The following is a 10,525-nucleotide window of genomic DNA, read 5'->3' on the forward strand; positions in this document are numbered from 1 at the left end:
CCTTGGGGCTTAATGTCCTGTGCACGCCCGTATCACCATATCGGTTGTATATTCCACCTGTTCCATGGTCATCAGACCATGAATCGGCAGGCGGAGCAGTGTACAGGAACACTTGGCAGATTCTTTTAGATCCTGCTCTTTATATCCCATGGCTGCGCCCTGGGGAGACATATGGAGAGGTACGTAGTGGGTCCTGCACTCAACTCCGTTTTTTAAAAGGAACTCCCTTACAAGGTTTCTCTGCCTTTCATGTTCAAACCTGAGATAGAAAATGTGGCCGTTGTACCCGGCATACTTCGGGATCCCCATAAGGCGTATGGTCCCGCCTTTATCCAGCGCCGTAAGCCGTTCCCTATACCCCTGTGCGATCTCCCTGCGCTTTAAGGTAACCCTTTCAAGTATCTCCAGCTGGGAGGCCAGCATGGCTGCAGGCAGCTCTCCCATGGCCGTACATGACCCAGGCATGTTCCAGGTATAACGGTCCACCTCTCCCCGCAGATACATGGACCGGTTGGTCCCATGGAGCCTGTACTGTCCGGCTTTTTCATACAATTTCTGGTCCCCTGTCATCAAAACACCGCCTTCCCCGCAGGTGAGATTCTTTGTGTGGTGAAAGCTTATTGCCCCAAAATCCCCCATTGTGCCAAGTGCGTGCCTCTGATCGTCCCGTCCTGTATAGAAGGCTCCGATTCCCTGTGCAGCGTCCTCTATCAGGGCGATCCCTGCATCCCCGGCAGCTGCCAAAAGTTCTTCCATGGGACAGGATACCCCTGCATAGTGGACCGCCACCACGGCTCTGGTCCTTGGTCCGATCTTTCTCGCCATATCCCTGACAGATATGTTCTGGGTTTCCTGATCAATGTCGCAGAACACAGGAACTCCTCCGTGTAAAAGCACGGCATTGGCCGCCGAGGGGAAATTAAAAGAGGGCAGGATCACCTCGTCCCCCTGTTTTAACCCCAGGCATCCCACCGCTGTTTCCAGGGCAGTAGTGCAGCTGGTTGTAAAAAGGGGATTGGTCCCCGGAAACAGCATATTCCATTTATTTATAACCATGTTCATAATAAAACCATCTGTCTCCAGGTCAGAGGACAGACAGTTATTAACATACCTGCTTTCTGCTTCCCCGTGACAACGCCCATAGAAGTTTACTTTCATGCCAATCCCCCTTTCATACGCTGTAAAATTGTGATAAACTGTTATCAATCCCTATAATGTGCACTCCCATAGATTCATCGGCCCCATCTTCGCGGCTGACTTTACGGGAGAACACAAACCCCAAAAGGAGGACGCCTGTATGTACGAACTGGATTGCCTGGGCGACATGTGCCCCATCCCTATCATGAAACTAAAACAATGCAAACAGATCAAGGAAAAAGGCGGGCAGTTAAAGCTGGTCACAGACCACAGCTGCGTGGTGGAATCCATCTCTGACTACTGCAGGAAGCAGAAGCTTCAAATCCATGTGGTAGAACCCATGAACGGGATCTGGGAGCTGTACATAGAAAACTGATCTGCATCAGCAGATACTTTTGCTTACAATGGAGATAAAATACTTAACGATCTCCTCCAATGTCTGGTTCTCTTTAGCTTCATGCATATGGTATATGGAATACACATCATAATTCAGATCAAAATCCGTCACCGGAATGATCTTGATCTGCTTTTGGTACACTTCTTTTTTGATGGTAATATAGGGCAGGAAGGCTACGCCGTGGCCTGCCATTACCGTGCTCTTTACCGACTCCGTGGAATCCAGCTGGAACATGACCTTAAATTTCTCTACCGGATGCCCCTGCTGGTCCAGATACTGCCTCAGCAGACGGTAGGAACTGAACTGCTCATTGAGCATCACCATGGGGATCCGCTTCAGGTTATCCAGGGTGACCCGGTCCGGTATGTGAAACCCGTGGCTGGCCACCAGGCAGATTTTATCGCTGAACGCAGGGCTGCACACAATCTTTTCCTCCTGGATCTTACCCACGATAAATCCCAGGTCTGCCTGCCCCCTCTCGATCCTGTGTATCACCTCATTGGAGGAGACGGAATTCAGGCTGAAGGAATAGTTGGGATATTTGTGGTTTACCTTGTAAAGACAGCAGGGAAGGGCATAGTTGCATGCCACCGGGGTGGCTGCAATCCTGAATGTTCCGCTGTATGTCTGAAGATTATCAAGCTCTTCCCTTAAATCCGAATAAGTTTCCAGAAACTGGGCCGAATATTTATTCATTACTTCCCCGGCCTTTGTAAGGGTGATTCCCCGATTGGACCTTTCAAACAGTTTAACCCCCAGTTCCTCCTCCAGCCTCTGCATCTGCTGGCTCAGGGCAGGCTGGGATATATGGCTGGCCGATGCAGCCTTGGAAATGCTCTTTTCTCTTGCGATCCGATCAAACATGATTATCTGTTCTATCAACATATTATTCATTCCCCCATACGGAAACCGGTTTACACGCGCTCTCATTTACTATTATATATGTATGTTAAAAAAAACACAATATCAGCTATTGCATCTGCTTATAGCAAAATCTTATACAGTATAAGAATTTAAAATAGTGAAATTTTTATCAATGTGCTATAATGAAATCTGTAGATAAGCGTTCTGATCCTCAAATCTATACAAAAAGGAGGTGCATTGAATGCAGAATAATGCAACTGAGACAACTGGAAGCAGCATCCGGCGCAGTTCCGGAAGCTCGGGCAGTTCCCGGCCAAGGAAGAAAAAGAAAAACCAGCTTCCCATTGGCTTTGGCGTGCTGCTGGCCATGATCATCATCGGCCTGCTTCTAGGTCTTAAGAATGGCACACTTGCACTATACTGGGCATTTGGCTGTTGTTTCGGTTTTATCCTGCAGAAGTCCCGATTTTGTTTTACCGCCTCGCTAAGGGACCCCTGTATAACCGGCTCCACATCCATCACCCGGGCGGTGCTCATTGCATTCGCTATTACCACGATTGGATTTACAGCAATTAAATACGGCGCATTTGTAAATGGCCAGGAAATTCCAGGCCAGAGCTACATCATGCCCATCAGCCTTGCAACAGCAGTTGGAGGCATTATGTTCGGGGTCGGTATGGTCATTGCCGGCGGCTGTGCGTCCGGAACCCTGATGCGTGTCGGCGAAGGATTTGCCATGCAGATGTTAAGTCTTTTGTTCTTTGTCATCGGTTCCCTCATTGGCGCGGGCCACATGGGATGGTGGACCGAGAATTTTATTGCGACTGCTCCCAGGATCTTTCTTCCGGATGTGTTCGGATGGGCGGGCGCAGTGGTCTTACAGTTAGTGATCATCGGGCTGCTCTACATTGCAGCTGATTTGTACGAAAAAAAACGTATGGGAAACACAGAGGACTAAGGCCCTGTGTTCATGAAAGGAGATTATTATGGCAGAATTTACAATTGATTGTTTAGGCGAGGCTTGCCCCGTACCTTTAATGAAGGTTCAGAAACAGATTGAAAAAATGGCGGTTGGTGATGTTCTGGTTGCACAGATCGACCACAGCTGCGCAATGAAAAATGTTCCCGAGTGGGCAAGAAATCAGGGATATAACGTTGAAATCGAGGAAGTGGATGACGGCGAGTGGGAGATTGTGATCGAAAAGACAAAATAGAAAGGATACAGGTGGTATTTTGAAAGCTTTTTGGGATAAATTAAGTTCTAACCCATATTACAAACAAATTTTCAAAAATCCATTTACATATGTAACCGGCGCTGTCCTGTTATCCATTTTCCAGATCGCCATGTTTGCATCCACCGGCTCTCCCTGGGGAGTGTCAGGGATCTTTGCCAACTGGGGCGCATGGCTGTACCGGCTGGTAGGCGGGAACGTGGATAAATGGTATTACTTTTCCTCTGAAGGTGCCCAGAGCACATTAAACGCAGGGATCATGAACCATCCCGGCTCCTGGCAGAATTTCGGCATCATCGCGGGAGCCCTGGCAGCGGCCCTGCTGGCATCCCAGTTTAAATTTAAGAAGATCAAATCCTTAAAACAGGTAATTGCCGCAACCCTTGGAGGGCTTCTCATGGGTTATGGCGCCCGTCTCGCCGGAGGATGCAATATCGGAGCGCTGTTTTCAGCCATTGGCTCCATGTCCGTATCCGGCTGGGTATTTGCGTTCTTTCTTTTTATCGGGGCATTTATAGGAAGCAAGCTGCTGGCAAAATTCTTCATGTAAATAACGGGATAACCCAAAACCTTAAAATATGGGGACATCAATGCAGACACAGAATGTAGAAAAAGCCGCTATATTTTGTGTCTGTATTTCATTACGCATTTTAAGCCTTTTCGGTTTATGATCTCATTCATGACCAGTTGGGCGATCTTATTTGAAAGGCAGGTTTTAACATTGGAAAAAAAGACTGAACAATATGACGTTGTGATTATAGGAGGAGGTGCAGCCGGTCTCACCGCTGCCATTTACTGCGGGCGCGCCCGTTTAAAGACCCTGGTAATTGAAAAAGCGCTGGTAGGCGGACTGGCCACATACACCAATGAGATTGAAAACTATCCGGGATTTCCCGAGGGCAGCACCGGCCTTGGCCTGATGGAGCTGTTCCACAAGCAGGCTAAAAAATTCGGCGTAAAATTTAAGCTCACCGATGTGCGCGCCGTACAGCTGGAAGGGGACACTAAGGTGGTGGAAACCTTCCGCACCAACTATGAATGCCGCAGCGTCATCATTGCCAGCGGCGGAAAACCAAGGCTTACAGGGGCGCCGGGTGAGGACAAATTCCTCTATGACAAGGGAATTTCCTTCTGCGCAACCTGTGACGCGGCTGCCAACACAGGTAAAACCGTAATGGTCATTGGTTCCGGTGACGCGGCCATAGAGGAAGGCATGTTCCTGACCAAATTTGCCAGCAAGGTGATCGTCAGCGTCATGCATGAGGAAGGAAAGATGGACTGCAATGAGATTGCAAGGGAGGAAGCCCTGGCCAATCCCAAGATGGAGTTTATCTGGAATACCCTGCCTGAGGAATTCAGAGGCGATGAGGAACACCTTCACAGCGTGGCGCTGAAAAACTTAAAGACCAGCGAAATAATCGATGTGCCTGTGGACACCTGTTTCCTGTTTATCGGCTATGTTCCAAACACTGAAATTTTTAAGGGTATCATTGACATGAACCGCTCCGGTTATGTGCTTACCAATGAGAAGATGGAAACAAATATGCCCGGCGTATTTGCAGCAGGGGATGTGCGCGACAAATTCTTAAAGCAGGTGGCCACCGCGGTGGGCGATGGTGCAATTGCAGGATATGCAGCTGAGAAATACCTTGCAGAAAGCGAAATATTTGAAAATCAGATCATGGACCCGTCCCTTCCGGGCCTTGTGTACATCTGGAACGCGGTAGAAACTGCCAGCCGCGGCCTTCTGCCTGTCATTGAGGAATTTGAGCAGGAACACGGCCGGAGTGTTAAGGTGACCAAGGTGGACATTTATAAATCTGCCGGCATTGCCAACCGCCTGGGCATTACCACGGTCCCCAGCGTAGCATTTATCAAGGACGGCAAACTTGCAGGAGTCCTTACGGAGGACATTACAAAAGAAGCGCTTAAAGCTGCTTTATAGTATTACCACATATAAATCCATACAGCCCTTTCTGCCCTGCGGATCCCTTATTCCCGCACACAGATCCAGGGCTGTTTTTATAACTTTTCCACCGGTGTGAGTAAAATACCGTTCAAATTGTGGATAACATTTACTTTCCTTCTTATTTCTGTTAAAATATATCCTCAGAAAGCCTGTTATCATTCGGGCAAAACATAATACAAAAGAAGGTGACACCATGAAAATTGTAATCATAGACGGCCAGGGCGGCAAAATGGGAAAATCCGTGATCGAGCAGTTGAAAAAGCGTTTTCCTGATCTGGAGACCTATGCCATAGGCACCAACAGCATTGCCACATCCGCCATGCTGAAGGCAGGGGCCACTTACGGAGCCACGGGTGAAAATCCAGTGATCGTAAATTCCCATGATGCCAATATCATTATAGGTCCCATCGGCATTGTCATGGCCAATTCCCTGTTAGGCGAGATCACCCCTGCCATGGCCACAGCCATAGGGTCCAGCAGCGCATATAAGATACTGATTCCGGTTAACCGCTGCAATCACTATATTGTCGGCTGTCAGAACAGTACCTTATCCGATTATATCAATATGGTTTGTGATGAGGTTGGAAAGGAAGTGAATTCCAAATGAGGACCATAGAATTTAAAATGGAACGCCAGGGCCTTGTAAACAAAGGCGACAAGGTTAGGATCATTGAGCGCGAGGGTACCAGCAGCTACAGTTATATCATTGACCCGGCAGTGGCCATGTCCGGCTGTTTTGCCGCACGCTACCGCATCAAATCCGAATACGGCATTGTAAAGGATATCCGTGAAAATTCCAGGGGATTCTACGTGATCGTGGACTTTGATGAGGATGAGCCTGACTAATACCCTGTACCAATCAAACCTGGTACCCTATACCAATCAAACCGCCGGCAAACAAAGGGGGTATGAAACATAAAGCAGTTTCAAAAACACAGGAAATCCCAGGCGGCCAAATCATTGCTGGCAACGTCCCTGACTGCAGGCGCTGCCTGCCTGATCACAGGTACATGCCTGTACCATATGGCCCTAGATGCACATACAGACAAATCCGGGCTTTTAAAGCCTTCTCCCCACGCCAATCCGGTTCCCCAAAGACACCCCCTGGACCTGGAGAAAAGCAAAAAGCTTAGGGAGCAGTACCAGGATGTGGAAATTCTATCCTTTGACCACCTAAAACTCCACGGATACCTGTGCACACAAAAAGGATCCTCCCAGGATACAGATCGCTGGGCCATTCTGGTACATGGCTATGACGACTCGGGTCTGTGGTTTCATGAGGAAGCCCTTGCATTTTACAGACAGGGTTTTCATCTTCTCCTGCCCGATGCCAGGGGACATGGAAAAAGCCAGGGTACTTATGTGGGAATGGGCTGGCATGACCGCCTGGATATTATAAACTGGATACATTGGATCATCCGTCAGGATTCCCGTGCTAAGATCGTCCTTTACGGCGTATCCATGGGTGCTGCCGCCGTAATGATGGCTGCAGGGGAACCACTCCCTGATCATGTAAAGGCTGCGGTGGAGGACTGCGGATACACATCTGCATGGGATGTCCTGAAATACCAGTTAAAAGCCCAGTTCCACCTTCCTGCATTTCCCGCCCTCACTTGCGCGGGCCTGATGACCCGTCTGAAAGCCGGTTACGGGTTAAAGGAAGCTGATGCCCTGAAAAGCGTGTCCAGGACAAAACTCCCCATACTGTTCATCCATGGAACAGAGGACCGGTTTGTCCCCTTTGAAATGTGCAGAATGCTCTATGATGCGTGTAAAAGCGAAAAGGAATACCTTGCAGTAGAAGGCGCCGTCCATGTAAGATCTGCCATGGTTGGCGGCCCAGCATACTGGAACAAGGTATTCCAATTTATCAACAGCTATATATAAACAATCCTACCCAATGGGTATAATCTGCACATTGCCCGAAGGCTCTGAAACAGGAGGAACCGTTGGCGTGGGAAGTGTCTCCTGACCCGGCTTATCCGTGCTGATAAGCGGGTCATTATTTATGGAGGGATTAACAGGCGCCACCGTGGGGGTATTGGATGGTGATATGTCGGATGGCGGAGTAATAATGGGCTGTACAATTGCGTCCGTCTCCTCCGTAGCACTGCTTTCCTCCGGTGCGGTACCGGCCGCCATATCAATAAGTACCCGATCCCCGCTGTTTAACTCAATAGCCTTACTCCAAAGCACGCTGGTGATCCCGCTGCTTCTGTTCCAGTCACAGTCATGCCACAAACAGATGACTTTACCGTCCCTGGCCATCACGATCTCCAGCATGTCATTGCCATCCACATGCTTTCCTGTTCTGGCGGAACTGTCATTGATCCTGTAAATATTTCCATCGCGGGAAATAACGGCAGCCACACCATATGCCTGTTTCCAGATTGCAGGATGGTATTCCCCATAGATCTGGCCCTCATCCTCATAGTAATACATATTCTGCATCACTCCCGGGAAACGCTCCGATACAGCCTGCTTATTCTGCCCATCCATGTCTGTCTTGAATATCTGACTGTACCACTCTCCGCTGGCTGTTTTTTCCACATAACTGCTGTAATAGATCTGGTTATCCACAATACAGTAACTTTGTACACCATAGGTTTCCTTGATAATCCCCGTATCCCTTCCATCCTGCTTCACATTCACAGATGTATTCGTACCGCTTCCTCCCAGATAATATGTTTTGCCGTCAATGGTCAGCTGTCCATGTTTTACATATTTGATCAGGCCGTCTTCCTCGATCCTGTAGATACGGTCCCCAACATTCACACTGTTTCCGCTTTCAGCCACAGCCGGATTGCCTATCTCATCCACCAGATAACAGCTGTCATCCTTAATGACCACAGAATACCTGGCTTCACCGGTTGCCATTTCCGTACCCGAGGTGGCGGAAAGGATCTTCCCTCCCTGGGAATAATAAATAATATCATCCAGGACCAGATACCCTTCTACGTTCTCTGCAATCAGCTCCTTTGTATTCCTTCCCGGCATCATGCGGAACAATTTATTACAAAGTCCCTTCTCAGCCTCACTGAGACGTGACAGCTGGCTTTCTTTGACCTTAGGCAGGAAATATACGTAATCGCCGTAAGCTCTCATAGAATTCTTTGTAGTGCGTTCTGGTGCCGATTCTCCCCCCAGCACCATGATCTTATTCTCAACTGTCCTGCGGTACATGATGGTCTTAAAAAGACCTGTCCCCTCTTCATCTTTTAAAAAGCACCAGAAGGCATTGGTGCGCACCAAACTGTCCAGGTTCTCTCCCGTGCTCTCCGGCACATAATCCAGATCCGTCTCGATCTTCTTTAAATAACCCTTTGTATCATGGAATGTAAATATCTGTCCCTCCTGTTTCCATTCCCCTGTGATCATAAAACCGTCTTCACCGAAATGGTACAGATATCCTCCAATCTCTTTCCACGCATCTGTAACAAAATTCTTTTCATCCAGATAATACCTCCACCCCTCATCTGTCTCATACCATCCTGCTTTTGGACCCTCGTCCGTATCAATCTCAATGTGGGTCGTCTCCTCAGCCTTTGAAAAATCCAGTTCCTTATAATCGGAGCTGATCTTACCAAATACTCTGACCACCACATAGATGGCGGCTGTCATAACCAAAACAGCTATGAGAATCAGAAATATCATCTTAACTGCCGACTCTTTCTTTTTACGTTGTCTGTTCATCTGATTTTCCTCTGGTCTCTTTTGTTTCATTGCCATTTGTTCTATTCAAAAATACTTTTAAATGTTGAAACATAATTATAGTATCAGACTTCGCTTTGTTTTACAATGAAGGAAATCTTACAATAATACAAAAAACAAAAAAAGCACCCACCCATAAAGGATAAGTGCTGCGTGCCCAGAGCCGGAATCGAACCAGCGACACGAGGATTTTCAGTCCTCTGCTCTACCAACTGAGCTATCTGGGCATCTGATGAGCGTGCCGGGGTTCGAACCCGGGACAACTTGATTAAAAGTCAAGTGCTCTACCGACTGAGCTACACGCCCAGAGTTTTTAAGTTTTTGCAAAAAAAATTGCGGGGGCAGGATTTGAACCTACGACCTTCGGGTTATGAGCCCGACGAGCTTCCAGACTGCTCCACCCCGCGCTAATATATAATTATAAATGTTTTAAAATGTTTTGTCAAGAAACATTTTAAATGGGCGAAGGTGGATTCGAACCACCGAAGGCATTGCCAGCAGATTTACAGTCTGTCCCCTTTGGCCACTCGGGAATTCGCCCTTATTAAGTTAGTATATACACATTTCTAAGAAAAATACGTTAGTGGGGCCTACAGGGCTCGAACCTGTGACCCTCTGCTTGTAAGGCAGATGCTCTCCCAGCTGAGCTAAGACCCCATAGGTATTTTCTTCAGCGTGTATATGAAAGAAAAACGACCCGGAACGGGTTCGAACCGTCGACCTCCGCCGTGACAGGGCGGCGCTCTAACCAGCTGAGCCACCGGGCCATTAAAGGCATATACATACCTTCAAAACCACATATTGAAAACCGAATTGAAACTTTCTTCTTTTCCCTAAACCTTTTGGTTAAGCCCTCGACCGATTAGTATTAGTCAGCTACATACATTACTGCACTTCCACCTCTAACCTATCTACCTCGTCTTCTTCAAGGGGTCTTACTCTTGCGATGGGATATCTCATCTTGAGGGGGGCTTCACGCTTAGATGCCTTCAGCGTTTATCCCGTCCAGACTTGGCTACTCTGCCATGGCCTTGGTAAGCCAACAGATACACCAGCGGTCTGTCCATCCCGGTCCTCTCGTACTAAGGACAGCTCCTCTCAAATATCCTACGCCCGCGCCGGATAGGGACCGAACTGTCTCACGACGTTCTGAACCCAGCTCGCGTACCGCTTTAATGGGCGAACAGCCCAACCCTTGGGACCTGCTACAGCCCC

Annotated in this window: 11 protein-coding genes, 6 tRNA genes and 1 rRNA gene; 8 read left to right on the top strand and 10 right to left on the bottom strand. The window is 48.2% G+C overall.

The genetic code is table 11. The features are described 5' to 3' along the window. Positions 1-9: 9 nt before the first annotated feature. The gene (locus tag HMPREF9469_RS28440; protein WP_007870690.1) at positions 10-1,158 is read right to left on the bottom strand and encodes an aminotransferase class V-fold PLP-dependent enzyme; all 1,149 of its coding nucleotides are present in this window, start codon (positions 1,156-1,158) and stop codon (positions 10-12) included. A 139-nt stretch (positions 1,159-1,297) separates the two neighbouring features. On the opposite strand from HMPREF9469_RS28440, the gene HMPREF9469_RS28445 reads away from it, so the two are divergent. Next, positions 1,298-1,513, top strand: a complete 216-nt coding sequence (locus HMPREF9469_RS28445; protein ID WP_007870692.1) for a sulfurtransferase TusA family protein — start codon at positions 1,298-1,300, stop codon at positions 1,511-1,513. Between the two features lie 6 nt (positions 1,514-1,519). Here the strand turns inward: HMPREF9469_RS28445 and HMPREF9469_RS28450 are convergent, their stop codons facing one another. Beyond that, positions 1,520-2,419 (bottom strand): LysR family transcriptional regulator, encoded by a 900-nt coding sequence (locus tag HMPREF9469_RS28450; RefSeq protein WP_007870694.1) that lies wholly within the window; start codon positions 2,417-2,419, stop codon positions 1,520-1,522. A 220-nt stretch (positions 2,420-2,639) separates the two neighbouring features. On the opposite strand from HMPREF9469_RS28450, the gene HMPREF9469_RS28455 reads away from it, so the two are divergent. The 7 genes from HMPREF9469_RS28455 to HMPREF9469_RS28490 all read left to right on the top strand — a co-directional run bounded on the left by HMPREF9469_RS28455 (position 2,640) and on the right by HMPREF9469_RS28490 (position 7,486). After that, positions 2,640-3,356: a YeeE/YedE thiosulfate transporter family protein gene (locus tag HMPREF9469_RS28455; RefSeq protein WP_007870704.1), complete on the top strand. Its 717-nt coding sequence runs from the start codon at positions 2,640-2,642 to the stop codon at positions 3,354-3,356. A gap of 28 nt (positions 3,357-3,384) precedes the next feature. Continuing rightward, positions 3,385-3,612 carry a sulfurtransferase TusA family protein gene (locus tag HMPREF9469_RS28460; protein ID WP_007870707.1) on the top strand — a complete coding sequence of 76 codons (228 nt, stop codon included), beginning with the start codon at positions 3,385-3,387 and terminating at the stop codon, positions 3,610-3,612. Positions 3,613-3,631: 19 nt separating this feature from the next. Further along, entirely contained in the window at positions 3,632-4,180 is a 549-nt protein-coding gene (locus HMPREF9469_RS28465; protein ID WP_007870708.1) for a YeeE/YedE thiosulfate transporter family protein, read from the top strand. Between the two features lie 171 nt (positions 4,181-4,351). Further along, entirely contained in the window at positions 4,352-5,575 is a 1,224-nt protein-coding gene (locus HMPREF9469_RS28470) for an FAD-dependent oxidoreductase (protein ID WP_007870709.1), read from the top strand. A 217-nt stretch (positions 5,576-5,792) separates the two neighbouring features. Next, complete coding sequence (locus HMPREF9469_RS28480; RefSeq protein ID WP_007870711.1) at positions 5,793-6,206, top strand: DUF3842 family protein; 414 nt, start codon at positions 5,793-5,795, stop codon at positions 6,204-6,206. After that, positions 6,203-6,445 carry a hypothetical protein gene (locus HMPREF9469_RS28485; RefSeq protein ID WP_007870724.1) on the top strand — a complete coding sequence of 81 codons (243 nt, stop codon included), beginning with the start codon at positions 6,203-6,205 and terminating at the stop codon, positions 6,443-6,445. The genes HMPREF9469_RS28480 and HMPREF9469_RS28485 overlap by 4 nt, the downstream gene beginning before the upstream one ends. A 114-nt stretch (positions 6,446-6,559) precedes the next feature. Further along, positions 6,560-7,486, top strand: coding sequence for an alpha/beta hydrolase (locus HMPREF9469_RS28490; RefSeq protein ID WP_007870725.1), 927 nt, complete (start codon positions 6,560-6,562; stop codon positions 7,484-7,486). A 6-nt stretch (positions 7,487-7,492) separates the two neighbouring features. On the opposite strand, the gene HMPREF9469_RS28495 is transcribed toward HMPREF9469_RS28490, so the two are convergent. The 8 genes from HMPREF9469_RS28495 to HMPREF9469_RS28530 form a co-directional block, all read right to left on the bottom strand. After that, positions 7,493-9,292 carry a hypothetical protein gene (locus HMPREF9469_RS28495; RefSeq protein ID WP_007870726.1) on the bottom strand — a complete coding sequence of 600 codons (1,800 nt, stop codon included), beginning with the start codon at positions 9,290-9,292 and terminating at the stop codon, positions 7,493-7,495. Positions 9,293-9,464: 172 nt separating this feature from the next. Beyond that, positions 9,465-9,537, bottom strand: a tRNA-Phe gene (locus HMPREF9469_RS28500). Positions 9,538-9,543: 6 nt separating this feature from the next. Beyond that, positions 9,544-9,616 (bottom strand) — tRNA-Lys (locus HMPREF9469_RS28505). A gap of 27 nt (positions 9,617-9,643) precedes the next feature. Continuing rightward, positions 9,644-9,717, bottom strand: a tRNA-Met gene (locus HMPREF9469_RS28510). Positions 9,718-9,769: 52 nt separating this feature from the next. Then, positions 9,770-9,851, bottom strand: a tRNA-Tyr gene (locus HMPREF9469_RS28515). Between the two features lie 43 nt (positions 9,852-9,894). Next, positions 9,895-9,967, bottom strand: a tRNA-Val gene (locus HMPREF9469_RS28520). A gap of 36 nt (positions 9,968-10,003) precedes the next feature. Continuing rightward, positions 10,004-10,077 (bottom strand) — tRNA-Asp (locus HMPREF9469_RS28525). A 75-nt stretch (positions 10,078-10,152) separates the two neighbouring features. After that, positions 10,153-10,525 (bottom strand): 23S ribosomal RNA (locus HMPREF9469_RS28530); the annotation flags it as partial.

This window comes from [Clostridium] citroniae WAL-17108 (assembly GCF_000233455.1).
In the GTDB taxonomy this organism is placed as follows: Bacteria; Bacillota; Clostridia; order Lachnospirales; family Lachnospiraceae; genus Enterocloster; species Enterocloster citroniae.

Bases quoted from the DNA above. Each gene is read 5' to 3' on its own strand.
- HMPREF9469_RS28440 (WP_007870690.1), bottom strand. From the start codon at position 1,158: ATGAAAGTAAACTTCTATGGGCGTTGTCACGGGGAAGCAGAAAGCAGG.
- HMPREF9469_RS28445 (WP_007870692.1), top strand. From the start codon at position 1,298: ATGTACGAACTGGATTGCCTGGGCGACATGTGCCCCATCCCTATCATG.
- HMPREF9469_RS28450 (WP_007870694.1), bottom strand. From the start codon at position 2,419: ATGTTGATAGAACAGATAATCATGTTTGATCGGATCGCAAGAGAAAAG.
- HMPREF9469_RS28455 (WP_007870704.1), top strand. From the start codon at position 2,640: ATGCAGAATAATGCAACTGAGACAACTGGAAGCAGCATCCGGCGCAGT.
- HMPREF9469_RS28460 (WP_007870707.1), top strand. From the start codon at position 3,385: ATGGCAGAATTTACAATTGATTGTTTAGGCGAGGCTTGCCCCGTACCT.
- HMPREF9469_RS28480 (WP_007870711.1), top strand. From the start codon at position 5,793: ATGAAAATTGTAATCATAGACGGCCAGGGCGGCAAAATGGGAAAATCC.
- HMPREF9469_RS28485 (WP_007870724.1), top strand. From the start codon at position 6,203: ATGAGGACCATAGAATTTAAAATGGAACGCCAGGGCCTTGTAAACAAA.
- HMPREF9469_RS28495 (WP_007870726.1), bottom strand. From the start codon at position 9,292: ATGAACAGACAACGTAAAAAGAAAGAGTCGGCAGTTAAGATGATATTT.